The organism is Sulfitobacter sp. SBS6 (assembly GCF_048285585.1).
Classification (GTDB): Bacteria; Pseudomonadota; Alphaproteobacteria; order Rhodobacterales; family Rhodobacteraceae; genus Sulfitobacter; species Sulfitobacter pontiacus.
Map to the genome: position 1 here is coordinate 1 of NZ_JBLWBA010000008.1, position 23,605 is coordinate 23,605.

General features: G+C 61.5%; 18 protein-coding genes and 1 tRNA gene. 10 read left to right on the forward strand and 9 right to left on the reverse strand.

All coding sequences use genetic code 11. From position 1 onward, the window contains the following. Window positions 1–235 precede the first annotated feature (235 nt). Together ACNQ62_RS13680 and ACNQ62_RS13685 are read right to left on the reverse strand one after the other, a co-directional pair. Window positions 236–1,372, reverse strand: coding sequence for a Hint domain-containing protein (locus ACNQ62_RS13680; protein WP_418095078.1), 1,137 nt, complete (start codon window positions 1,370–1,372; stop codon window positions 236–238). A gap of 297 nt (window positions 1,373–1,669) precedes the next feature. Beyond that, a tRNA-Leu gene (locus ACNQ62_RS13685) sits at window positions 1,670–1,755 on the reverse strand. A gap of 214 nt (window positions 1,756–1,969) precedes the next feature. On the opposite strand from ACNQ62_RS13685, the gene ACNQ62_RS13690 reads away from it, so the two are divergent. Continuing rightward, window positions 1,970–2,953: a complex I NDUFA9 subunit family protein gene (locus ACNQ62_RS13690; protein WP_418095079.1), complete on the forward strand. Its 984-nt coding sequence runs from the start codon at window positions 1,970–1,972 to the stop codon at window positions 2,951–2,953. 55 nt (window positions 2,954–3,008) lie between these two features. On the opposite strand, the gene ACNQ62_RS13695 is transcribed toward ACNQ62_RS13690, so the two are convergent. After that, a complete protein-coding gene (locus tag ACNQ62_RS13695) occupies window positions 3,009–3,812 on the reverse strand; it encodes an undecaprenyl-diphosphate phosphatase (RefSeq protein ID WP_418095080.1) in 804 nt (267 codons plus the stop codon). A gap of 229 nt (window positions 3,813–4,041) precedes the next feature. Here ACNQ62_RS13695 and ACNQ62_RS13700 point away from each other — a divergent pair, with 229 nt between their 5' ends. The 7 genes from ACNQ62_RS13700 (at window position 4,042) to ACNQ62_RS13730 (ending at window position 15,520) form a co-directional block, all read left to right on the forward strand. Then, window positions 4,042–5,475, forward strand: coding sequence for an NAD(P)-dependent oxidoreductase (locus ACNQ62_RS13700; RefSeq protein WP_037942908.1), 1,434 nt, complete (start codon window positions 4,042–4,044; stop codon window positions 5,473–5,475). Between the two features lie 57 nt (window positions 5,476–5,532). Then, window positions 5,533–10,065, forward strand: a complete 4,533-nt coding sequence (gene gltB, locus ACNQ62_RS13705; RefSeq protein ID WP_132997426.1) for a glutamate synthase large subunit — start codon at window positions 5,533–5,535, stop codon at window positions 10,063–10,065. Between the two features lie 99 nt (window positions 10,066–10,164). Further along, entirely contained in the window at window positions 10,165–10,878 is a 714-nt protein-coding gene (locus ACNQ62_RS13710) for an SGNH/GDSL hydrolase family protein (protein WP_418095081.1), read from the forward strand. Window positions 10,879–10,905: 27 nt separating this feature from the next. Beyond that, window positions 10,906–11,652 (forward strand): monofunctional biosynthetic peptidoglycan transglycosylase, encoded by a 747-nt coding sequence (mtgA, locus tag ACNQ62_RS13715; RefSeq protein ID WP_278425350.1) that lies wholly within the window; start codon window positions 10,906–10,908, stop codon window positions 11,650–11,652. A 60-nt stretch (window positions 11,653–11,712) separates the two neighbouring features. Further along, window positions 11,713–12,378, forward strand: a complete 666-nt coding sequence (locus tag ACNQ62_RS13720; RefSeq protein WP_005850934.1) for a glutathione S-transferase family protein — start codon at window positions 11,713–11,715, stop codon at window positions 12,376–12,378. A 15-nt stretch (window positions 12,379–12,393) separates the two neighbouring features. Next, complete coding sequence (gene queG / locus ACNQ62_RS13725; RefSeq protein WP_418095082.1) at window positions 12,394–13,452, forward strand: tRNA epoxyqueuosine(34) reductase QueG; 1,059 nt, start codon at window positions 12,394–12,396, stop codon at window positions 13,450–13,452. A gap of 61 nt (window positions 13,453–13,513) precedes the next feature. Beyond that, window positions 13,514–15,520, forward strand: coding sequence for a hydantoinase/oxoprolinase N-terminal domain-containing protein (locus tag ACNQ62_RS13730; RefSeq protein WP_418095083.1), 2,007 nt, complete (start codon window positions 13,514–13,516; stop codon window positions 15,518–15,520). A 51-nt stretch (window positions 15,521–15,571) separates the two neighbouring features. On the opposite strand, the gene msrA is transcribed toward ACNQ62_RS13730, so the two are convergent. The 6 genes from msrA to ade form a co-directional block, all read right to left on the reverse strand. Next, on the reverse strand, window positions 15,572–16,081 hold the full coding sequence (gene msrA / locus ACNQ62_RS13735) for a peptide-methionine (S)-S-oxide reductase MsrA (RefSeq protein WP_418095084.1): 510 nt from the start codon (window positions 16,079–16,081) through the stop codon (window positions 15,572–15,574). Beyond that, on the reverse strand, window positions 16,078–16,527 hold the full coding sequence (gene msrB, locus ACNQ62_RS13740) for a peptide-methionine (R)-S-oxide reductase MsrB (RefSeq protein WP_005850940.1): 450 nt from the start codon (window positions 16,525–16,527) through the stop codon (window positions 16,078–16,080). The genes msrA and msrB overlap by 4 nt, the downstream gene beginning before the upstream one ends. 120 nt (window positions 16,528–16,647) lie before the next feature. Further along, the gene (locus ACNQ62_RS13745; RefSeq protein ID WP_418095085.1) at window positions 16,648–17,517 is read right to left on the reverse strand and encodes a DMT family transporter; all 870 of its coding nucleotides are present in this window, start codon (window positions 17,515–17,517) and stop codon (window positions 16,648–16,650) included. Between the two features lie 144 nt (window positions 17,518–17,661). Next, the gene (locus ACNQ62_RS13750) at window positions 17,662–17,952 is read right to left on the reverse strand and encodes an HU family DNA-binding protein (RefSeq protein WP_235183739.1); all 291 of its coding nucleotides are present in this window, start codon (window positions 17,950–17,952) and stop codon (window positions 17,662–17,664) included. Window positions 17,953–18,081: 129 nt separating this feature from the next. Then, window positions 18,082–19,545 carry an AMP nucleosidase gene (locus tag ACNQ62_RS13755; protein ID WP_180828550.1) on the reverse strand — a complete coding sequence of 488 codons (1,464 nt, stop codon included), beginning with the start codon at window positions 19,543–19,545 and terminating at the stop codon, window positions 18,082–18,084. Then, window positions 19,542–21,344, reverse strand: a complete 1,803-nt coding sequence (ade, locus tag ACNQ62_RS13760) for an adenine deaminase (RefSeq protein ID WP_418095086.1) — start codon at window positions 21,342–21,344, stop codon at window positions 19,542–19,544. Before ade ends, ACNQ62_RS13755 begins: the two co-directional genes overlap by 4 nt. 121 nt (window positions 21,345–21,465) lie before the next feature. On the opposite strand from ade, the gene ACNQ62_RS13765 reads away from it, so the two are divergent. Both ACNQ62_RS13765 and ACNQ62_RS13770 read left to right on the forward strand, forming a co-directional pair. Next, window positions 21,466–22,731, forward strand: coding sequence for a glycosyltransferase family 4 protein (locus ACNQ62_RS13765; protein ID WP_418095087.1), 1,266 nt, complete (start codon window positions 21,466–21,468; stop codon window positions 22,729–22,731). A gap of 12 nt (window positions 22,732–22,743) precedes the next feature. After that, a complete protein-coding gene (locus tag ACNQ62_RS13770) occupies window positions 22,744–23,598 on the forward strand; it encodes an SDR family oxidoreductase (RefSeq protein ID WP_418095088.1) in 855 nt (284 codons plus the stop codon). Window positions 23,599–23,605: the final 7 nt, after the last annotated feature.

A 23,605-nucleotide genomic window follows, 5' to 3' on the forward strand; every position in this document is an offset into this window, starting at 1 on the left:
CCCGCAACCAGATTTAGCGAACTTTCGCATTCACCAACGCCCGCATCGCTTGCGGGCCTTGTGGCGTTTTGAGCCAACGTGATGGCGCGAGGGGTGACCTGATAGGAACGCAGGCCCCGCGACCTGTACCTGAATTTGCGGAAGTGGGATGCTTCGTGAACACGAAGATTCGCACAGAGACACCTCAGCAAGAGCGCAAACTGTAACCGCTCCGCTCCATAAACCTGAACGCGCCCTAGAGCCGCAGCAGGCGTGCCTCATGGCGTTTCAGCGTGTTACGCGCGGCGTTGTATTGCTTTATCCCGATCTGCCCTGAAAGCGCGGGGAACAGGGCCAGGATCTCGTCGCGTTGCGCTTGGCCGATGCTTTGGAGTGTCTCTACTCCCGGCTGAAAGCTTTCTGTCCATGCCCCGTCCGACAGCACAAGCTGATGGCTTTCGAACATCAGGTGCACGTATTGAACAGAAGGAGGCGTGAGCGTCCGGATCGTGTCACCATTCACCAAGTGCTTCGCGGCGACGAGGACTTCACCCTGACCAAAATGTAGCATCGATCGCGCATCGGAAAGCAATATTCGGTGGTTGGGTGAAACGATAAGGTCGCGTTCCGGCGTTCCAGCGCTGAGAGCACCCGCCGTGATCAAAACGGGGCGCAGGTGTGGATAGACGACCAGCTCCGCCGCTGTCAGCTGGCGTGCACCGACCCAAGAGACTTTCTGCATTCCGTGGTCGCGTGTGATGACAGCGTCACCGGCTTTCAAGTGCTCTACAGGGGTGTCGCCTTTTGCAGTGGCGATCAGGCTGCCCGCGGTGAAACATGGCACGGTGTTCCCGACATAGAACTTGCCGTTGCCATCCTCCAACGTACCGGATGCGATGGAGCCGTCGCCGTCAAAATCCTGGTCCGTATTGCGGTCGATCTTGAGTGTGCCGATATTGTCGCCCGCATTGGTACCTGGTGCCACCAGTAGATTCCCAAATGTCGGCGCGCTTGGGTCGTTGGCACCGCTTTCAGTGCGGGGCACCAGAACGTTGGCGTTGAACCGCACGTAGGTGTCGCCAAGTCCGCTGACATCGCTTTGGATATTCGCCGATTGGCCGGGGTTCATCGGAACGTAATTATATTGGACGATGCCGGCGTTATAGTCGGCAGCACTGGCATAGACCTTGATCCCGATGAAGGACGATCCCCCGTCAAGTTCACCGTCTGCCGTTTCATTCTGTGTGATGAATTCGATGATGGCATCGTCAGCGAAGGGCTGGCTGCCACCGGAAAGTGTCATCTGACCAGCGCCGTCTTGGCCTGCGCTGGAGTTTGTGGACACAGCGGGATTATTGATAACATCGATACCAAACGCAAAAAAGCTCGCCATGTCTTTATCCTCTGGTGGCCTGTGGGTCGGTCAAATGATCCGGACCGGCCTAGTTTATAGTAGTTTCTGCAATTTCATTAGCGATAAGTGGCGACAAATCGACTTAACTTTTGACATATCACATGGATGTGAAGCGGGCCTGACGCCAGTGGGGCGTCTTTGATGGCGCTGTCGATGGTGGCTGGTATGCCGCAGATGCGATGCTAATTTGAAAGGGCAGTTCGATGGGCAGGGACAACGATCGCTAAGGCAGCACTAGGTAGAAGTGAAACAAAACAGCGACTTATCGGGGATAAGTGGTGCCCAGGAGAGGACTCGAACCTCCACACCGTTGCCAGTACTAGCACCTGAAGCTAGCGCGTCTACCATTCCGCCACCTGGGCACAGGGGGGTTGTGAGGGAGCGTTTATTGTTGTGGGGCGGGGGTGTCAATTGGATTCTCGCAACAAAATGAAACGGTGTGAAAATAAATCCGGAAAACCGAGGTTTGGTGCGGTGGGTCGGGCTTTCGAGGCGATCTCTGCCGGAATTGCTGCTTGTTCCCGAGGGGGGCTGGATGTATCTGTAGCGCTAGATTTTCTGGTCAGGGGTATCATCATGGCAAAGCTGGTCACGGTTTACGGCGGCTCCGGGTTTGTGGGGCGGTATATCGTTCGTCGCATGGCGTTGGCGGGGTGGCGGGTGCGCGTCGCGGTGCGTCGCCCGAACGAGGCGCTGTTTGTGCGCACCTACGGGACTGTCGGCCAGGTCGAACCGGTCTTTTGCAACATCCGTGATGACGCTTCGGTGCGCGATGCGCTGCAGGGCGCTGATGCGGTGGTGAACTGCGTCGGTATTCTGGCCGAGGCGGGGAAGAACACCTTTGACGCCATTCAGGCCGACGGCGCAGAACGCATTGCGCGCTTGGCCGCCGCCGAAGGGATCACGCGTTTTGTGCAAATCTCTGCCATCGGGGCGGATGCCGAAGCGGATAGCGAATATGCCCAGACCAAGGCGATGGGGGAGGCCGGTGTGCTCAAGCATATGCCGCAGGCTGTCATCCTGCGCCCCTCGATCGTGTTCGGCCCCGAGGATGACTTCTTTAACCGTTTCGCTGGTATGACGCGCATCAGCCCTGCGATCCCGGCTGTGGGTGCGGATACGCTGTTCCAGCCCGTCTATGTAGATGACGTGGCCCACGCGGCGGAGCTTGCGGTGACAGGCAAGGCCCCTGCCGGTATTTACGAATTGGGTGGCCCCGAGGTCGAAAGCTTTCGCGGCCTGATGCAGCGTATGCTTGACGTGGTGAACCGTCGCCGCATGGTCGTCGCCTTGCCGACTTTCGTGGCGAAGGTGATCGCCTTTGGCCTTGATGTGTTGCAGTCGGTGACGCTCGGCCTTGTCAAGAACAACACGCTGACCCGTGATCAGGTCAAGAACCTGGCGCATGACAATGTTGTGGGCGAGGGGGCGCAGGGCTTTGATGCTTTGGGGATCAGCCCCGTGTCCATGGGCTCCGTCCTGCCCGAGTACCTGTGGCGGTTCCGCCCCTCGGGCCAGTATGACGAGATCAAGCAATCCGCGAAGAACCTGCGGACCTAACGATTTCGATGTCGAATTTGGAAAGGCCCTGCCGGCGACGGCGGGGCCTTTTGCGTTAGCTGTAGGCGTATACCAAAAGCGCTGCCCCCAGCAGGATGCGATAGATGACGTAGGGGGTGAAATTCACGCTGCGCAGCAAGCGCATCATCAGGACCAGTGCCGCCAGTGCGGCAACAAAGGCGAAGCTCGCAGCGATCGACGCGTCGCGCGCGAGCTGCGCGTCGGCTTGCCCGATCACATCCAATGACAAAAGCGCGCCAGAGGCGAGGATAGTGGGAATCGACATCAGCATGGACAGCGTTGCGGCGCTGGCGCGGTCGTAGCCCAGTTTGCGGGCGGCGGTGATGGTGATGCCCGACCGCGACGTGCCGGGGATCAGCGCAAGCGCCTGCGCCAGTCCCATCCAGACGGCACCTTTGACATCCCAGTCGTCAGTATCCCGATCGCTGCGCCCCGTGTGATCCGCCCAATAGAGCACAATACCGAACAGCAGCATGGTCCAGCCGATCACCGCGACAGAGCGGAGCATTTCGTCAATCCCCAGCAGCTTGAACGCCAGCCCGACGACCAGCACCGGAAGTGTTGCGAGGATCAGCAGGGCGGCCAGCCTTGCGCCGGGGGTGTCCATCTTGCCGCGCAGCAGGCGACCAAGCCCGATGGTGGCTTCTGCGACCTCAGACCGGAAGTAGAGCACGACCGCAAGAAGCGTGCCCACATGCACCGCGACATCAATCGCCAGCCCCTGATCCGGCCCGCCGGTCAGCGTCGGCAGCAGGATCAAATGACCCGAGGAAGAGACAGGGAGGAACTCTGTCAGACCCTGAATGATTGCGACAAGCAGCAGTTGGAACAGGGTCATAAGGGGGCCGGCCTTTGGGTCATTGGCGATGGCATAGGCGTATAACTTTGGGGGGCTGGAAGGAAAGCCTGTAATTGGGTCCGAATCGGACGTAAATATATGGTAAATTTGCGAGAATATCGGGGTTAATATGAAATAAACCGCATATAGGTCAGCAATGCTGCCTTTATAATCGTTTGGCCCCTGTGTATGAGGGGGCAGCAACGTGTTTCAGGCGGAGAGATCCAAGATGGCAAAGCAGCCAATGCTCAAGTTTACAACGGTTTCCCGGGATATGCCCGAAAAACGGATGCCGAATCTGCGTCGTGAAGACTTTAAAGAGATTTATGCGGAATACGCGGATGAGAAAGCGCAGGAGCAGTCCAGCCGCTGTAGCCAATGTGGCGTTCCCTATTGCCAGACCCATTGCCCGCTGCACAATAACATCCCCGACTGGCTGCGCCTGACCGCCGAAGGGCGTCTGCAAGAGGCCTATGAGGTCAGCCAGGCGACAAACACCTTCCCGGAAATCTGCGGCCGCATCTGCCCGCAGGACCGTCTGTGCGAAGGCAACTGTGTGATCGAACAATCGGGCCACGGCACTGTGACCATCGGCTCGGTCGAGAAATACATCACCGATACCGCGTGGGAAAATGGCTGGGTGCAGCCGATCAAGCCCAAGACCGAACGCGCCGAATCCGTTGGTATCATCGGCGCGGGCCCCGGTGGTCTGGCCGCAGCCGACGTGCTGCGCCGCGCGGGTGTGCAGGTCACCATCTATGACCGCTATGACCGCGCGGGTGGTTTGCTGACCTACGGCATCCCCGGTTTCAAGCTGGAAAAAGATGTCGTCATGCGCCGCAACGACCAGCTGGCCGAAGGTGGCGTTAACTTTGAATTGAACTGCGATGTGGGCGTCGACATCAGCTTTGCCGATATCCGCGCCAAGCATGACGCCGTGATCATCGCGACGGGCGTCTATAAAACACGCGACATCCAAGCCCCCGGCGTCGGCGGCGTTGGCCTTGAGCGCGCGATTGATTTCCTGACCGTGAGCAACCGCAAAAGCTTTGGCGACAAGGTAGAGGAATTCGATTCCGGCCGTTTCAATGCTCAAGGGAAGCGCGTCGTCGTGATCGGCGGCGGTGATACCGCGATGGACTGTGTACGGACCTCGATCCGTCAGGGGGCGACCTCGGTCAAATGTCTGTACCGCCGTGACCGCGCCAACATGCCCGGCTCGCAACGCGAAGTGCAAAACGCCGAGGAAGAAGGCGTGGTCTTCGAATGGTTGTCCGCGCCCAAAGGGTTCGTCGGTGATCCGGTGACCGGCGTCGTCGTGCAAAAGATGCGCCTTGGCGCGCCGGATGTCTCGGGCCGTCAGGCCCCCGAGGTGATCGAGGGTGCCGATTATGTCGAAGAGGCGGATCTTGTGATCATGGCGCTTGGCTTTGAACCCGAAGACCTGCCCACGCTGTGGAACACGCCCGAGCTGCCGGTCAACCGTTGGGGCACGGTCAAGGCCGACTATATCACCGGCGCGACCGAACTGGATGGCGTCTATGCTGTGGGCGATATCGTGCGCGGTGCGTCGCTTGTGGTCTGGGCCATCAAGGACGGGCGCGACTGTGCGCAGGCGATCCTTGAAAAGATGGGGGCCAGCGTGGCCATCGCGGCCGAATAAGCGCCCCTTTCAACTGATATTTCGCGCCTCGGGCGCGCCCGATTTAGGAGATTCCAAATGACCAAATATGATGACGCCTGGGTAGCACGCGAAGAAGCAAAACGCGCCTTCATGGCAGAAAACGGTCTGTATTCCGAAGAAGAAGAGCATTCATCCTGCGGGGTGGGTCTTGTTGTGAACATCGACGGCTCCAGCAGCCGCGCGGTTGTCGAAAACGGGATCAAGGCGCTCAAGGCGATCTGGCACCGTGGTGCGGTGGATGCCGATGGCAAGACCGGCGACGGCGCGGGCATCCACGTGCAGATCCCCGTCAATTTTTTCTACGATCAGGTGCGTCGCACCGGTCACAGCCCGCGCGAAGGCGAATTGATCGCCATCGGTCAGGTCTTTCTGCCGCGCACCAACTTTGCCGCGCAGGAAACCTGCCGGACCATCGTTGAAACCGAAGTGCTGCGGATGGGCTACTATATCTACGGCTGGCGCCACGTGCCCGTCGATACGTCGGTTCTGGGGGAAAAGGCCAACGCGACCCGTCCCGAGATCGAACAGATCCTGATTTCCAACGCCAAGGGCGTGGACGAGGAAACATTCGAGCGCGAGCTTTACGTCATCCGTCGCCGCATCGAGAAAGCCGCGCTGGCCGCTCAGGTGCCAACGCTTTACATCGCGTCGATGTCCTGCCGGTCGATCATCTACAAGGGCATGATGCTGGCGCAGGATGTTGCCAACTTCTACCCCGACCTGATGGACGAACGCTTTGAATCCGCCTTTGCGATCTATCACCAGCGCTATTCCACCAACACTTTCCCGCAGTGGTGGCTGGCGCAGCCCTTCCGCATGCTGGCCCACAACGGCGAGATCAACACGCTCAAGGGTAACGTCAACTGGATGAAAAGCCACGAGATCCGGATGGCCTCGGGCACCTTTGGCGACATGGCCGAAGATATCAAACCGATCGTCGCCGCGGGGTCGTCCGACTCTGCCGCGCTGGATTCGGTGTTCGAAGTCCTGGTGCGCGCGGGTCGTTCGGCCCCGATGGCGAAAACCATGCTGGTGCCTGAAAGCTGGTCAAAGCAGGCGGTCGAGCTGCCTCAGGCATGGCGCGACATGTATTCCTATTGCAACTCGGTGATGGAGCCTTGGGATGGTCCCGCAGCGCTGGCCATGACCGATGGCCGTTGGGTCTGCGCCGGTCTTGACCGTAACGGCCTGCGCCCCATGCGTTTCGTCGTCACCGGTGACGGCATGCTGATCGCGGGTTCCGAGGCGGGGATGGTCCCGCAGGACGAGGCGAATGTCGTGCGTAAAGGCGCGCTTGGCCCCGGTCAGCTGCTGGCGGTCGACATCGAAGAAGGCAAGATGTTCGGCGACACCGAGATCAAGGACAAGCTCGCCGCGTCGCGTCCCTTTGGTGAATGGGTCGGCAAAATCAACGAGCTGGACAAAGCGCTTGGCGATGTCGAGGAAAAGGCGCTGTTCTCGGGCGATGAGCTGCGCCGCCGTCAGGTGGCAGCGGGCTATACCATCGAAGACCTCGAGCAGATCCTCGCACCGATGGCCGAAGACGCGAAAGAGCCCTTGGCGTCCATGGGCGATGACACCCCGTCGGCGGTTCTGTCGAACCAGTACCGCCCGCTCAGCCACTTCTTCCGCCAGAACTTCAGCCAGGTCACCAACCCTCCCATCGACAGCCTGCGTGAATTCCGCGTCATGAGCCTGAAAACGCGGTTCGGGAACCTCAAGAACGTGTTGGATGAATCCAGCGCCCAGACCGAGATCCTCGTGCTTGATAGCCCGTTCCTCGCGAACGCGCAGTTCGATCAGTTGATGACCGAATTCAACGCGAATTCCGTCACCATCGACTGTACGTTCGAGCCGGGCGGCAACAACCTGAGCGAAAACCTGCGCCGCATCCGAGACGAGGCAGAAGACGCCGTGCGCTCGGGCGCTGGTCACATCGTGCTGACCGACCAGTTCAGCGATGCGACCCGCGTGGCGATGCCGATGATCCTTGCGACCTCTGCCGTGCACAGCCAGCTGACCCGTAAGGGCCTGCGGACCTTTACCTCGCTCAATGTGCGCTCGGCCGAATGTGTGGACCCGCATTACTTTGCTGTGCTGATCGGCTGTGGTGCCACCGTGGTGAACGCCTACCTTGCGGAGGATTCGCTGGCGGATCGTATCGGGCGTGGTCTGCTGGACATGACCCTGACCACCGCAATGGCCCGCTACCGCGAGGCGATTGATCAGGGCCTGTTGAAAATCATGGCGAAGATGGGCATCAGTGTCATGTCCTCCTACCGTGGCGGCCTGAACTTCGAAGCCGTAGGGCTGAGCCGTGCGATGTGCGCGGAATACTTCCCCGGCATGACCAGCCGTATCAGTGGGATCGGTGTGACCGGTATCCAACGCAAGGCCGAAGCGGTCCACGACCGTGGTTGGCAGGGTGATGGCGTCGTCATGCCCATCGGCGGCTTCTACAAGGCGCGCAAATCCGGCGAGACCCACGCATGGGAAGCATCGTCGATGCACATGCTGCAAATGGCCTGCAACAAAGCATCCTACCAGATGTGGAAGCAGTATAGCGCCAAGATGCAAAGCAACCCGCCAATCCATCTGCGCGACCTGCTGGATATCAAGCCGCTGGGGGCCCCAGTGCCCATCGAAGAGGTCGAATCCATCACCTCTATTCGCAAGCGTTTCGTGACGCCGGGCATGTCCCTTGGCGCGCTGTCACCCGAGGCACATAAGACCCTGAACGTCGCGATGAACCGCATCGGGGCCAAGTCCGATTCTGGCGAGGGTGGCGAAGATCCGGCGCACTTCGTGCCCGAGGCCAACGGCGATAACCCGTCGGCCAAGATCAAGCAGGTGGCGTCGGGCCGTTTCGGTGTGACTGCCGAATACCTGAACCAGTGTGAAGAGCTTGAAATCAAGGTCGCCCAAGGGGCCAAGCCCGGCGAGGGTGGTCAGCTTCCGGGCATGAAGGTCACCGACCTGATCGCCCGTCTGCGCCATTCGACCAAGGGCGTGACCCTGATCTCGCCCCCGCCGCACCACGATATCTATTCCATCGAAGACCTTGCGCAGCTGATCTATGACCTCAAGCAGATCAACCCGCGCTGTAAGGTGACCGTGAAGCTGGTGGCGTCCTCGGGCGTTGGCACGATTGCGGCCGGTGTGGCGAAAGCCAAGGCGGATATCATTCTGATCTCCGGCCACAATGGCGGCACGGGCGCATCGCCTGCGACCTCGATCAAATATGCGGGTCTGCCGTGGGAGATGGGCCTGACCGAGGCGCATCAGGTTCTGGCGATGAACAACCTGCGTGACCGCGTGACCCTGCGGACCGATGGTGGTTTACGCACAGGGCGTGACATCGTAATGGCCGCGATGATGGGAGCCGAGGAATACGGCATCGGCACTGCCGCGCTGATCGCCATGGGCTGTATCATGGTGCGTCAGTGCCAGTCGAACACCTGCCCCGTCGGCGTCTGCACCCAAGACGAAGCGCTGCGTGGCAAGTTCACCGGCAACGCGGATAAGGTTGTGAACCTGATCACCTTCTACGCCACCGAAGTGCGCGAATTGCTCGCCTCTATCGGGGCGCGTAGCCTGGATGATGTGATTGGCCGTGCCGATCTGCTGGCACAGGTCAGCCGTGGGTCTGCGCATCTTGACGATCTGGATCTTAACCCGCTGCTGATCACCGTCGATGGCGCGGCAGAGATCGTCTATGACCGCAACAAGCCACGCAACGCTGTGCTGGACACGCTGGACTCTGAAATCGTGCGCGACGCCGCGCGTTTCCTCGAGGATGGCGAGAAGATGCAGCTGAGCTATGCGGTGCAGAACACGCACCGTACCGTGGGCACCCGCGTCTCAAGCCACATCATCCGCAACTTTGGCATGAACAACCAGCTGCAGCCCGATCACCTGACGGTCAAGCTGACCGGTTCGGCAGGGCAGTCGCTGGGGGCCTTCGCGGCACCGGGGCTCAAGCTTGAAGTGTCGGGCGATGCGAATGACTATGTCGGCAAGGGTCTGTCGGGCGGCACCATCGTCGTGCGTCCGTCTATGGCCAGCACCATCGTCGCCTCTGACAACACCATCATCGGCAACACGGTGCTTTACGGTGCGACCAAGGGCTTTTTGTTCGCAGCGGGCCGTGCCGGTGAACGTTTCGGCGTTCGCAACTCGGGCGCGCATGTGGTGATCGAAGGCTGCGGCAGCAACGGGTGTGAATACATGACCGGCGGTGTGGCCGTGATCCTGGGCGAGATCGGTGCGAACTTTGGCGCGGGTATGACGGGCGGTATGGCCTATCTCTACAACCCCGATGGCAAGGCCGACAAAATGCTGAACCGCGAAACGCTGGTGACCTGCCCTGTCACGGTCGAGCATTGGGAAAACCAGCTGAAGGGCCTGATTGAACGGCACCTGCAGGAAACCAACAGCCGCAAGGCCGAAGACATCCTGCAGCACTGGGACATTGAAAAGGATAACTTCCTGCAGATCTGCCCCAAAGAGATGCTGGTCCATCTGCCCGCCCCGCTGAGCGTCGAAGAACACGCGATCCCGGCGGAGTAAGCAAAACGGATAGATCGGGCGCGGGGGAAACCTCGCGCCCGATTTCTTTTGTGCGTCGCCCACGCTTTACCGGGGCCGCAACCGGCCTATAGTTACGGGATGATCAAAACAGTTTCCTCTCGCGTCCGGCTGATGGCGCTTTTGCTGGTGGGGCTCGCGCTTGCGGCCTGTACCGATGCTGCGCCCAAGGGCGGCGGCGATATTCTGGTGATTGGCGATTCCGTCATGGCGTGGAACGGATCAAGCGATCAGGCGATCCCCGATGCGATGGCAGCAAGCCTTGGCCGCGATGTGGTCAGCAAGGCCGTCCCCGGGGCGCAGTTCAGCAATGACAGCACGCTCTTGTCCGCTGTCGGTTTCGACATTCAGGATCAGTACCCCGGCGGGCGGTGGAACTGGATCGTGGTGAACGGCGGGGCCAATGATCTGGGGTTCAACGACTGCAAATGCGCGGCCTGCACGCCTGTGGTCGACACGCTAATCGCGGCGGATGCCGCCACTGGGGAAATCCCCGCCTTCCTGTCGCGTTTGCGCAGCACGGGCGCGCAGGTGATGTGGATGGGGTATTACGCAGGCAATGGCAAAGGGTCATTCGAGGGCTGTCGCGATGATCTGGTGCTGCTGGAACGCCGCATCGCGCGGTTTGCGGCACAAACCCCGGGGGTGACATTCCTTGATTCAGAAACCGTCATCGACCGTCAGGATCCCAGCCTGTTTGCCAGCGATAACACCCACCCGTCGCCCAAGGCCTCTGCGCTGATCGGGGCCTATCTTGCAAAAGGGATTTCCGCCCGCAGTGCCCGTTCACAATAAGCCATTGCCACGATATAGCTGATGGCTATGGCAAAACGCGCATCCTCCAAATCCAAGGGCAAAGCCAAGTCCAAGACCCCGTCCCCTGCTGCGCAGCTGCGGTCGCTCAAGCGGCGGGTGGTTCGGGGCGCGTTCAAGCTGGTGCTTGCCGTGCTTGGCCTGTTGGTCGCCCTGGTGTTGCTGTTCGCGGTGATCAACCCGCCGACGACCCCCTATATGTTCAGCGAAGGCCGCAGGCTGGGGGGCGTGGACCAGCAATGGGTCGCGCTGGAAGACGTGGCCCCTGTCATGGCGCGGTCTGTCGTGGCGGCGGAAGATGCGAATTTCTGCGAACACTGGGGCTTTGATCTGGCCGCGATCAAACGCGCCATCGCCGAAGGATCGAACCGCGGGGCATCCACCCTGTCGCAGCAGACGGTCAAGAATGTCTATCTCTGGCATGGCCGCACATGGTTGCGCAAAGCGCTTGAGGCCGGGATCACGCCGCTGGTTGAAACCGTCTGGACCAAGCGGCGCATCATCGAGGTCTATCTGAATGTGGCCGAGTTCGACGAAGGCATCTTTGGTGTCGACGCTGCGGCGCAACATTACTTTGGGGTGATTCCCGCCAAGCTGACCGCAACCCAAGCGGCGCGGCTGGCCGCGATCCTGCCGTCGCCGAAAACCCGTTCGGCCGCGCGCCCCTCTGCCGCGGTGCGCAAGCGCAGTGCCCAGATCCGCGATGGTGCGGCGACAATCAGCAAGGACGGACGGGCAGCCTGTTTCGAGAGTTGAAAAACCCAACCAAGACGGGCATGAGGATGAAACCCCTGTTTGTTAGTACCGGAACCCCTTATGGCTCGCCTGTTTCACGTCCCGCTTTCGCCGTTCTGCCGCAAAGTCCGGCTGAGCCTCGCTGAAAAGAAGATCGAGGTTGAACGCGTCGAAGAACGGTATTGGGAGCAGGACCCAGATTTCATGCGTCGCAATCCAGCGGGCAAGGTGCCCGTGTTGCAGCTTGACGGCATCATCATGTCCGAAAGCGCCGCGATCTGCGAATATATAGAAGAGACTCGCCCCGAACCGTCGCTGATGCCCTCTGATCCGGTCCAGCGGCTTGAAGTGCGTCGTCTGGTCAGCTGGTTCGATGACAAGTTCCACGACGAGGTCACCTCGAAGCTGCTCTACGAACGGGTCAATAAAAAGGTGATGAAGCAGGGGTTTCCCGACAGCCGCAATGTCAAGGACGGGGCCAAGGCGATCAAGTATCACATCGACTATATGGCATGGCTGCTGGACCACCGGCGCTGGCTGGCAGGCGACGTGATGACGTTGGCCGATTTCGCGGCGGCGGCGCATCTATCCTCGCTCGATTATATCTCGGATGTGGATTGGAACCGGTCCGACGTGGTCAAGGACTGGTACGCCAAGATCAAGTCCCGCCCCGCGTTCCGGTCGTTGCTGGCCGATCAGGTGCCGGGCTTCCCGCCGCCGAAGCATTACAATGACCTTGATTTCTGATCCACGCCGCGCCCGATGTCTGTGACATCGGCTGCCGATACGGACGCCCTGCGGGGCCGGTTGGTGGCGCAGGCGCTGGACGAAGGCTTTGTCTCTTGCCGGATCTGCCGCCCCGACGCGGTGCCTGATGTGCCCGAACGGCTGCAGGCTTTCGTCGATGCAGGCTATCACGGGCAGATGGCGTGGATGGCGGACCGCATGGCGTGGCGCGGCAACCCTGCCGCACTTTGGCCCGAGGCGCGGTCGGTGATCATGTTGGCCGAAAGCTACACCCCTGAATACGACCCGACCGAGGTGCTGAACCACCCCGACAAGGCGGGCGTATCTGTCTATGCGCAGGGGCGAGATTACCACGACATCGTCAAGAAACGGCTCAAGCGGGTGGCGCGATGGCTGGTGGCGCAGGAACCCTGCGAGGTGAAGGTCTTTGTCGACACGGCCCCCGTGCCGGAAAAGGCGCTTGGGCAGGCGGCGGGGCTGGGCTGGCAAGGCAAGCACACCAATCTGCTAAGCCGAGACTGGGGGAACTGGGCCTTTCTGGGCGCGATTTTCACCACATTGGATTTCACCCCCGACACGGCAGAGGTGGATCACTGCGGGTCGTGCCGGTCCTGCCTCGCGGCGTGCCCGACCAATGCCTTCCCCGCGCCCTATCAGCTGGATGCGCGGCGCTGCATTTCCTATCTGACGATCGAACACAACGGGCCGGTCGACCTAGAGCTGCGCAGCAAGATGGGCAACCGCATCTACGGCTGTGACGATTGCCTTGCCGCCTGCCCGTGGAACAAATTCGCCGTCGCGGCGAGCGATTTGCGCTATCACGGCGGTGTCGGAGCCCCCGATCTGGCAGAGCTGGCGACGTTGGATGATGCGGCCTTTCGTCTGCGATTCAGCGGCTCGCCGATCAAGCGGATCGGGCGCAACCGGTTCATTCGCAATGTGCTTTATGCCATTGGGAACTCCGGTCAGGCGCGTCTGACCCCTGTGGCGCAGGGCCTGTTGGACGATCCGGACGCGACTGTCGCCGACGCGGCGCAATGGGCTGTGGCCCGTCTGCGCGAAAACCAAGGCTGACAGGGCTGGACCGCTGCGCCGGAACAGGTAAACCCTAGGAAAACGGTGCAAGGATAGTTGAATGGCGCTTTTGCTTGGGGTCGATACGGGCGGCACCTATACGGATGCGGTGCTGATCCGCGATGAAACCACGGTGATCGCATCGGCCAAGGCGCTGACCACCCGCGCCGATCTGGCCATTGGTGTGGGGCAGGCCGTGCGCCGCGTGCTGGCGGCGGCCGATGTTTCAGCGGGTCAGGTGGCGATGGCGTCGCTGTCGACCACGCTGGCAACCAATGCGCTGGTCGAAGGGCAGGGCGGGCGCGTCGCGTTGATCTATGTCGGCTTCAAGAAGCGGGATCTTGAGACGCACGGGCTGGCAGGGGCGCTGAACGGTGACCCCTATCTGATCCTTGGCGGTGGTCATGACCACGCAGGCGCAGAGCGTGCCCCGCTGGACGAAGCCGCGCTGATCTCCTTTTTGACCGAGCAGCGTGAACAGGTCAGCGGTTTTGCCGTCGCCAGCCAGTTCGCCACGCGCAACCCCGCGCATGAACAACGCGTCGCCGCCTTGGTGACGCAGCTGACGGGGCGGCCCGTGTCGGCCTCGCATCAGCTGTCGGCCAAGCTCAACGGGCCGAAACGGGCGCTGACGGCGGTGCTGAATGCGCGGCTGATCGGGATGATCGACCGGTTGATCGGGCGGGCCGAGGATGTGTTGACCGACATTGGCGTCACGGCCCCGCTGATGGTGGTGCGGGGGGACGGGGCGCTGATCTCTGCCGCGCAGGCACGGGAACGGCCGATTGAAACGATCCTCAGCGGGCCTGCGGCCTCGATCGTGGGGGCGCGGTGGATGACCGGTGCGACGCGTGCGTTGGTCAGCGATATTGGCGGCACCACCACCGATGTGGCCCTGTTGCGCGATGGCCGGCCCGCGATCGACCCCGCAGGGGCCCGCGTCGGCAGTTACCGCACGATGGTAGAGGCCGTTGCCATGCGCACCACTGGTCTGGGGGGCGACAGCGAGGTGCATTTCCTGACCGAAGGCTTGCAGGGCGGCGTGACGCTGGGGCCCAAGCGGGTCTTGCCCATTGCCCTCATCGCGACGGAGGCACCCGAGGTGGTTCATGCCGCGCTTGATGCGCAGCTGCGCAGCACCACCCCCGGCGAATATGACGGGCGCTTTGTGCGTGCCGTGGCCAGTCAACCGCGCGAGGGGATCTCGGCGCGTGAACAAATGCTGCTGGACCGTATTGGTGACGGGCTGCACCCGATGGCCGACATACTGCGCGCCCGCATAGAGACAGGCGCGCTGAAACGTCTGGTAGAGCGTGGCTTGGTCCAGCTGGCCGGCGTTACGCCATCGGACGCAAGCCATGTGCTGGGACGGGTCGCGGCGTGGGACGCAGAGGCCGCAGGCAAGGCGCTGCGGTTGTTTGGACGGCGACGCACAGGCGCGGGGCAGATGCTGGCCCCTGACCCTGCCGCTATGGCGCAGATCATTGTGGATCAACTGACCGAACAGACCGCGCTGGCCATGCTGGAAGCGGCGCTGGCGGAAGAAGAGCCCGCCTTTGATACAGAACCCGAAACGCTGGCCCGCCACGAGCTGTTGCAGCGCGGGTTGCGCGGGCACGCGGGGCTTGTGCGGATCGAGGCGGCGTTGAACGTGCCGGTGATCGGGCTGGGAGCCTCTGCCGCGGCCTATTATCCGGCGGTGGGGGAACGGTTGGGTACGCAGATGATCCTGCCCGAACACGCCGCAGTGGCCAATGCCATCGGAGCAGTCGTCGGGCGTGTGACCATGCGGGAAAGCGGCACGGTGACCTCGCCTGCAGAGGGGCGGTTCAGGGTGTATCTGGCCGACGGGCCGCAGGATTTCACGGATCAGGCACAGGCGCTGGGCACGCTTGAGGCAACCCTGCGCGACAAGGCAGAGGCGGCGGCGCGGGCGGCGGGGGTGGTCGATGTGCAGATCGATGTGCAACGCGACATCCGCCATGCTGAGGTCGAAAGCCGCAAGGTCTTTATCGAAGCGCTGCTGACGGTCGAGGCGACAGGCAGGCCAAGGGTCGCATCGGCCTGACGCTGCACAAAAGAAAACGGCGCAAACCCGAGGGGCTGCGCCGTTTTGCGTTTATTCTGCTGCCGCGCGTTTGGGCAGGACCCAATCGGGGCGCGGGAAGTGGCAGGTATAGCCGTTTGGAATACGCTTCAGATAATCCTGATGCTCGGGCTCTGCTTCCCAGAAATCGCTGACGGGTTCTACCTCTGTCACGACTTTGCCCGGCCAGATGCCCGATGCCTCTACATCGGCAATCGTGTCCAGCGCGGTGGCTTTCTGGTCTTCGTCGACATAGTAGATCGCCGAACGATAGCTCAGCCCGCGGTCATTGCCCTGACGGTTCAGCGTTGTCGGGTCGTGGATCTGGAAGAACAGTTCCAGCAGATCACGATAGCTGATCACGTCGTCGTCAAACATCACCTCGATCGCCTCGGCATGGGTGCCATGATCGCGGTAGGTGGCATTGGGCACATCGCCGCCCGAATAGCCCACGCGGGTCGATAGAACCCCCTCGCGTTTGCGGATCAGGTCCTGCATGCCCCAAAAGCATCCTCCGGCCAGTACTGCGCGTTGTTCGCTCATGCTACATCCTCCACTTGGTTGATATAATCGCCATAGCCTGCGTCTTGCATGTCGTCACGATGAATAAAGCGCAACGAGGCGGAATTGATGCAATAGCGCAGCCCGCCACGATCCGCGGGACCGTCGGGGAATACGTGGCCCAGATGGCTGTCCCCATGGGCGCTGCGCACCTCGGTGCGGATCATCCCCAGCGACGCGTCACGCAGTTCGGCGACATGGGCCGGTTCGATGGGTTTGGTAAAGCTTGGCCAGCCGCAGCCGGATTCATATTTGTCCGAGGACGCGAACAGCGGCTCGCCAGAGACGATGTCTACGTAGATGCCCGGCTCTTTGTTATCAAGCAGCTTGCCCGTGCCCGGCCGTTCGGTGCCGTTCTGCTGGGTGACACGGAATTCTTCGGGGGACAGAGCGTTAATGGCGGCGTCGGTCTTTTCATAGGTCGGCATGCGAGGCTCCTTTGCGGTTTGATACATTAAATGGGGCCTGCGCGGGTTTTTCAAAGGGGTAATGCACCGACGCACCGATCTGTGACCGCCCGCCTGTCGTCCAACCCCTTGGCTTGCAGGTCAGGCCGGGCGCTGCCGCGAGACCTGAACCGCAAGAATACCCAAGGCAATCACGGCGACGCCGATGATATCCTGAACCCCCAGCGGTTCGCCCAGCAACAGCCAGGCAATCGCCACCCCGAAAAACGGGTTGAGGAAATGGAAGGTCGCGGCGCGGGTGGCTCCGATACGGTTGACCAGCCAGAACCAGACCACCGTCGCCAGCAGCCCCGGCACCAGACAGGTATAAAGGAACGCCAGCGCCAGCGGCCAGCTTGGGCTGATGTGTGGCGTCTCGAACAGCAAGGTCGCAATCGACAGCGCGACGCAGCCGACAAGCATCTGCAAGCCCACCACCATCAGGAAGTTCCCGCCAGAGGTCGCACCGCGCACCAGCAGGGTCGCCGCAGATAGCGCGACCACACCGACGCCGCATAGTAGCAGCCCCATCAGATCGACGCCGCCGTTGATCCTTGCACCCATAATGATGGCCACGCCGATCACACCGGCGATCAGCCCTGCAATGCCCAACGGCTTGAGCTTTTCCCCCAGAAACAGCCATGTCGCCAGACCGACCAGCAACGGCATGGTCGAGGCGATGATAGCCGCCAGTGACGCCTGTACGGTCTGCATCGCGACAAAGTTCATCCCCAGATAGACCGCGTTTTGCAGCACGCCGAAAATGATCGTTGCACGCCATTGCGCGCGCGTCAGCCGCCACGTCTGACCAAGCGCCAGCGCGACCCCCACGCCGATCAGGCCAGAGATCAGATACCGCGCCGACAAAGCCATCAAGGGGGACGCGTCCGCGACGATAATCCGCGCCGATGTAAAGGCCGAGGACCACATGACGGCGAAGGCCAGCCCCATGAGAATTGCACGTATATCCATGAGGGGGCCTTTCAGGTTTTCCAGTGGGCGGAGACTTCCGCAGTTGCACGACAGGGGCAAGCGCATTCAGCGCAACACAGACCTGCGCCAAACGCAAAGGGCCGCCCGTGGGCGACCCTTTGTCAGAACAGACTGTGATCAGTCTTATTCGTTAACGCTGTCTTTCAGCGCTTTCGCGATGGTCATCTTAACAACCTTGTCCGCGTCTTTCTTGAATTGTTCGCCGGTGGCAGGGTTGCGCACCATACGCTCGGGGCGTTCGCGGCAGTAGATTTTGCCAATGCCGGGAAGTGTCACAGCGCCACCGCCGGAGACTTCTTTGGTGATCAACGCGCAAACCGCGTCCAGTGCCGCGCTTGCTGTTTTCTTGTCTTCGCCCATTTCCTCAGCCAAAGCCGCGACGAGCTGGGTTTTTGTCATTGGTTTAGTTGCCATCTTGTTTTTCTCCTTCGTCCGCCCGGATTAGGGCCTCACGCGCAGAATGTAACGGTATGTTGTGGCTGAACACAACGAATAGGTCGCAAGAAACCGCGAAAACATGCTATTTTCAGCCGATTTCGGCCTTTAGAGAAAGGCAGTTTCGTCAAACGAGCGCAATTTTCGGCTATGCAACCGCTCTAGCGGCATATCGCGCAGCTGTTCCATCGCGCGAATACCGATCATCAAGTGTCGTGCGACCTGCGTTTTGTAGAAATCAGACGCCATACCGGGCAGCTTCAACTCACCATGCAAGGGTTTGTCCGACACGCATAGAAGCGTGCCGTAGGGCACACGGAAGCGGTAGCCGTTGGCCGCAATCGTGGCGCTTTCCATATCCAGCGCCACGGCGCGCGACTGGCTGAGCCGTTGCACCGGACCGGATTGATCGCGCAATTCCCAGTTGCGGTTGTCGATGGTGGCAACGGTGCCCGTGCGCATGATCCGCTTCAACTCGTAGCCCTCAAGCTGGGTGACCTGTTCAACGGCGTCCTCCAGCGCGATCTGGATCTCGGCCAGCGCGGGGATCGGAACCCAGACCGGCAGGTCGTCGTCCAGCACGTGATCCTCGCGCAGATAGCCATGCGCCAGCACGAAATCCCCAAGCGCCTGTGTGTTGCGCAAACCGGCACAGTGGCCGACCATCAGCCACGCATGGGGCCGCAGCACGGCGATGTGATCAGTCGCGGTTTTCGCGTTGGATGGGCCGACGCCGATGTTAACCAGCGTGATCCCGGACCCGTTCGCGCGCTTCAGGTGGTAGGTCGGCATCTGCGGAGTTTTGACCGACGCAGGCAGCGGCGCGTCGCCGTCCGAAATCTCGACATTGCCGGTAGAGACGAAGGACGTGTAGCCGCTATCGGGGTCACGCAACATAGCGCGGGCGTATTCCTCGAACTCGGTGACGTAGAACTGGTAGTTGGTGAACAGCACGTGGCTTTGGAAATGTTCGGGATCGGTCGCGGTGTAATGCGTCAGCCGTGCCAGCGAATAATCGACGCGCTGCGCGGTGAAGGGGGCCAGCGGGCGCACGTTGTCCAGCGGCAGATAGGTGCCGTTGACGATGTCGTCATTGGTTGTGCTCAGGTCCGGCACGTCAAACACATCGCGCAGGGTGAAATCCGCGGCACCTTCCTGCGGGATCGTCACGCTGTCGTCATTGCTGACCGCGAAATGCACGGGGATCGGCGTGTCGGATACCGCGATGGTCACGGGCTGGCCGTGGTTTTCGATCAGCAGACGGATTTGTTGTGTCAGGTAATGTTTGAACAATTCTGGCCGCGTGATCGTGGCCGAGAAGGTGCCGGGGGACGACACATGGCCGAACGACAGCCGTGAATCCACCTGCGCATAGCTGGAGGTGGTAAACCGGATCTCGGGATAGAAGGCCCTGATCCGCGTTTCCGGGGCGGCGCTGTCCATCGCCTTCTGGAAATGCGTGCTCAGGAAGCCTGTCGCTTGGCTGTATAGCTCGATCAGCCGTGCAACGGCGGCAGCGGCATCGGTGAACTGTTCGGCGGGGCGGGCGTCTGGGGTCAGGATTCTGGTCATGAAACAGGCTCTAACAAAGGAATAAATTCAAAACTGCGCACATCGACCAAGCCGAGGTCAGAGATGCGCAATTCGGGAATGACAACAAGCGCCAAAAGCGAATGCTGCATATAGGCGTTGTTCAGCGTGCAGCCACAGTCGCGCATTGCCTGCATCATGGCTTCGGTCTTGGCGGCGACGTCGGAGGCGGGGTTGTCGGACATCAGGCCGGCGATCGGCAGCTCGACCATGGCCAGCTCTGCCCCGTCCTGGAAGATGGTGATCCCGCCGCCAACCTCGCGCAGACGGTTCGCGGCCATCGCCATATGCTTGGTATCGGTGCCCACCACGATCATGTGGTGACTGTCATGCGCCACGGTGGACGCCATCGCCATCGGCCCCTGATAGCCAAAGCCCGAGACCAGCGCGTTGACGACAGTGCCGGTGCCGCGGTGCCGTTCGACCAGCGCGATCTGGCACACTTCGCCCGTGGACTGCACGCGCCCTTCGGTCACTGGCAGCTCGAATTTCAGCGCGCGGGTGGGGGCCTGATTCTCGACCACGCCGATCACATTCGCGGTGACGGCATTGGCCCCCGCAGGTGCGGTGATCTGGAAATCATCCGCGCCAAGGGCTTTGCCCATGTTGACGGTCTGCCGCGCATGGGGCGGCCAGTCGTAATGCGGGCAGTCTACCAGACACGCGCCATCCTCGGCCACGATCTGCCCCCTTGCGATCACCGTCTCGATGGGGAGTGTCTTGAGGTCAGAGGTCAGGATCACATCGGCCCGCCGCCCGGGCGTCAGTGACCCGATCTCGCGCTCAAGCCCAAAGTGGGTCGCGGTGTTGATCGTCGCCATTTGCAGCGCGACCAACGGGTCGCAGCCGCAGTCGATGGCATGGCGCACCACGCGGTTCATATGACCGTCATTCACCAAGGTGCCGGAATGGCAGTCATCGGTGCACAGGATCATATTGCGCGAATCCAAGCCTTTTTCGGTGATCGCGGTGATCTGGGTTTCAACGTCATACCACGCGGACCCCAGCCGGATCATCGACCGCATCCCCTGACGCATCCGCGCAATGGCATCCGCCTCGCAGGTGCCCTCGTGATCATCCGCAGGGCCGCCCGCCACATAGGCCGCAAAGGCGGGCCCCAGATCGGGGGAGGCATAGTGCCCGCCCACGGTCTTGCCCGCGCGTTGCGTTGCGGCAATCTCGGCCAGCATCTTGGGGTCGCCCGCGGTCACACCGGGGAAGTTCATCATCTCGCCCAGACCGATGATACCGGGCCAGTGCATGGCCTCGGCGACATCCTCTGCCGTGATTTCAAAGCCGGTGGTTTCCAGACCGGGGGCGGATGGCGCACAGGACGGCATCTGGGTGAAGATGTTCACCGGCTGCATCAGGGCTTCGTCATGCATCATGCGCACGCCTTCCAGCCCCAGGACATTGGCGATCTCATGCGGGTCGGTGAACATCGACGTGGTGCCATGGGGGATCACAGCGCGGGCGAATTCCGCCGGAGTCAGCATACCGCTTTCGATGTGCATATGCCCGTCACACAGGCCGGGGATCATATAGCGGCCCTTTGCCTCGATCACCTTGGTCGTGTCGCCTTTGCAATGGCTGGCGTCCGGCCCGACAAAGGCAATGCGCCCCGCCTTGATCGCGATATCATGGTCCGGCAGGGTTTCGCGCGTGTGCACGTTGACCCAGATACCGCCGGTGATAATCGTATCCGCAGCACTGCGTCCTGCCGCAACAGCGACCAGTTGATCGGCCACATCGGGCCACGAGGGGAATGTGTGTTCTTTCATACCTGACGTTGACACGAAGATCGCCCGAGGTTCAAGCCAGAGCCGTCCAGCGCCGTGGCGTTTGCACTGTCCGTGCCGACTGGGCTAACTGTCTGCAACCGACAGGACATAAGGCGACCCCATGAAGATCATGTTTGTGCACCAGAATATGCCCGGCCAATACCGCGAGCTGGTGCAATGGCTGGCCGATCAACGCACACACCAGATCTATTTCCTGACCCAACGCAAAAAACCGCCCCGTTTTGATGGCGTCGAGACACGGGTCTACAAGGCGCATCACAGACCGGCAGAGACTGCCTATGGGCTGTCAAAGAACTGGGAGGAATCGACCGGCAACGGCTTGGGGGCCGCCCGCGCGGCCAAACAGATCGAGACCCGCGAAGGGTTCAAACCCGATATCGTGGTGGGGCATGTGGGCTGGGGGGAGCTGACGTTTTTCAAGCAGATCTGGCCCGATGTCCCGATCATCGGCTTCTTCGAGTATTACTACAGCGATAACGGCGGCCCTGTAGGGTTCGACCCCGAAGACCCGGTGACCGAGAACACCCCCTTTCTGTTGCACGCGCGCAATGCCGTGCCGCTGGCCAATATCGAAACCGTCGATGTCGGGCTCAGCCCGACCTACTGGCAGCGCGACCGTTTTCCGCAAAGCTTTCACCGCAAGCTTTATGTCTGCCACGACGGGATACGCACAGACCAGCTGCGCCCCGATCCGGCGGTGACGCTCAAGCTGGGGCGGATGGATCGCGCCCTGACCAAGGATGACGAGGTGCTGACCTTTGTGTCGCGCAACCTTGAACGCACGCGGGGCTTTCATGTGTTCATGCGCGCATTGCCACGTATTCTGAAACAACGCCCCGATGCGCGGGTGTTGGTGGTGGGGGGCAACGACACCTCTTATGGCGGCAAAAGCAAACACCCCGGGGGACTGCGCGCCGAGATGGAGGCAGAGGTGGGCAAGCACGTCGATTGGTCGCGGGTGCATTTTCTGGGCAAGCTGTCCTACGAGGATTACCAGAGGGTTATTCAGATCAGCCGCTGCCATCTTTATCTGACCATGCCATTTGTGCTGTCGTGGTCCCTGCTCGAAGCGATGGCGATGGGCGCGACGATTGTCGGCTCTGACGTGGCCCCCGTGCGCGAGGCGATTACCCACGGCGAAACCGGTCTGCTATGCGATTTCTTCGATCCCGACGCGCTGGGCGATCAGGTGGCGGATGTGCTGGGCAATCCGGCGGCCTATGCGCATCTGGGGCCTGCGGCGCGGGCGCATGTGGTCCAGACGTACGACTTCCTGACCAAATGCCTGCCGGAACATATCGCGCAGATGAATGCATTGGTCCCCGAAGGGCAGCGGATCGCCTTGCCCCGGACCCCCACCACATAGAAAGGACGTCTCATGGAGAAAACGCTGCTGTCGATCGGGCATGGCTTTAGCGCGCGCGCCCTCGCCGCACGGCTGGTGCCGCAGGGCTGGCGCGTCGTCGGCACCACGCGCAGCCCCGACAAGGCAGATGCCATTGCGGACACGAGCGTTGAACCCGTCGTCTGGCCGGGGGCCGATCTGGGGGCGTTGATCGCGCAGTTTCCCAATGTGCTCGTCTCGGCCGGACCGGACAGCGCAGGCGATCCGGTTTTGAATGCGGTCGAGGATGCGGTCATTCGCGCCGCGCCCGATCTGCGGTGGGTCGGCTACCTGTCGACAACAGGGGTTTACGGTGACCACGACGGCAATTGGGTGGACGAGGACACGCCGCTGACACCATCGACCAAGCGCGGACGCGCCCGTGTCACGGCAGAGGCACGGTGGCAGGCGATCCCCGATCTGCCGCTGCATATCTTTCGCCTTGCAGGGATCTATGGCCCCGGACGCGGCCCCTTTGCCAAGGTGCGGGCCGGAACGGCGCGGCGGATCATCAAGCCGGGGCAGGTCTTCTCTCGCATCCATGTCGAGGATATTGCCCAAGCGCTTGAGCTGTCCTTGCAGCGGCCTGCCCCGGGCGCAGTCTATAATCTGTGTGACGATGACCCCGCGCCGCCGCAAGACGTGATCGCCCACGCGGCAGAGCTGCTTGGCCTGCCCGTGCCCCCCGCGATCCCCTTTGATCAGGCCGATATGACCCCCATGGCCCGCAGCTTTTACGCGGAAAGCAAGAAGGTTCGGAACGACCGTATCAAGCAGGCGTTAGGCTGGGCACCGCAGTTCCCCACCTATCGGGCCGGGCTGGCGGCATTGCTTGCACAAGACAGCTGACCTTTGG

Excerpts from the sequence above, each read along its gene's own strand:
- ACNQ62_RS13680 (WP_418095078.1), bottom strand. The coding sequence starts at position 1,372 with ATGGCGAGCTTTTTTGCGTTTGGTATCGATGTTATCAATAATCCCGCT.
- ACNQ62_RS13690 (WP_418095079.1), top strand. The coding sequence starts at position 1,970 with ATGGCAAAGCTGGTCACGGTTTACGGCGGCTCCGGGTTTGTGGGGCGG.
- ACNQ62_RS13695 (WP_418095080.1), bottom strand. The coding sequence starts at position 3,812 with ATGACCCTGTTCCAACTGCTGCTTGTCGCAATCATTCAGGGTCTGACA.
- ACNQ62_RS13700 (WP_037942908.1), top strand. The coding sequence starts at position 4,042 with ATGGCAAAGCAGCCAATGCTCAAGTTTACAACGGTTTCCCGGGATATG.
- gltB (WP_132997426.1), top strand. The coding sequence starts at position 5,533 with ATGACCAAATATGATGACGCCTGGGTAGCACGCGAAGAAGCAAAACGC.
- ACNQ62_RS13710 (WP_418095081.1), top strand. The coding sequence starts at position 10,165 with ATGATCAAAACAGTTTCCTCTCGCGTCCGGCTGATGGCGCTTTTGCTG.
- mtgA (WP_278425350.1), top strand. The coding sequence starts at position 10,906 with ATGGCAAAACGCGCATCCTCCAAATCCAAGGGCAAAGCCAAGTCCAAG.
- ACNQ62_RS13720 (WP_005850934.1), top strand. The coding sequence starts at position 11,713 with ATGGCTCGCCTGTTTCACGTCCCGCTTTCGCCGTTCTGCCGCAAAGTC.
- queG (WP_418095082.1), top strand. The coding sequence starts at position 12,394 with ATGTCTGTGACATCGGCTGCCGATACGGACGCCCTGCGGGGCCGGTTG.
- ACNQ62_RS13730 (WP_418095083.1), top strand. The coding sequence starts at position 13,514 with ATGGCGCTTTTGCTTGGGGTCGATACGGGCGGCACCTATACGGATGCG.
- msrA (WP_418095084.1), bottom strand. The coding sequence starts at position 16,081 with ATGAGCGAACAACGCGCAGTACTGGCCGGAGGATGCTTTTGGGGCATG.
- msrB (WP_005850940.1), bottom strand. The coding sequence starts at position 16,527 with ATGCCGACCTATGAAAAGACCGACGCCGCCATTAACGCTCTGTCCCCC.
- ACNQ62_RS13745 (WP_418095085.1), bottom strand. The coding sequence starts at position 17,517 with ATGGATATACGTGCAATTCTCATGGGGCTGGCCTTCGCCGTCATGTGG.
- ACNQ62_RS13750 (WP_235183739.1), bottom strand. The coding sequence starts at position 17,952 with ATGGCAACTAAACCAATGACAAAAACCCAGCTCGTCGCGGCTTTGGCT.
- ACNQ62_RS13755 (WP_180828550.1), bottom strand. The coding sequence starts at position 19,545 with ATGACCAGAATCCTGACCCCAGACGCCCGCCCCGCCGAACAGTTCACC.
- ade (WP_418095086.1), bottom strand. The coding sequence starts at position 21,344 with ATGAAAGAACACACATTCCCCTCGTGGCCCGATGTGGCCGATCAACTG.
- ACNQ62_RS13765 (WP_418095087.1), top strand. The coding sequence starts at position 21,466 with ATGAAGATCATGTTTGTGCACCAGAATATGCCCGGCCAATACCGCGAG.
- ACNQ62_RS13770 (WP_418095088.1), top strand. The coding sequence starts at position 22,744 with ATGGAGAAAACGCTGCTGTCGATCGGGCATGGCTTTAGCGCGCGCGCC.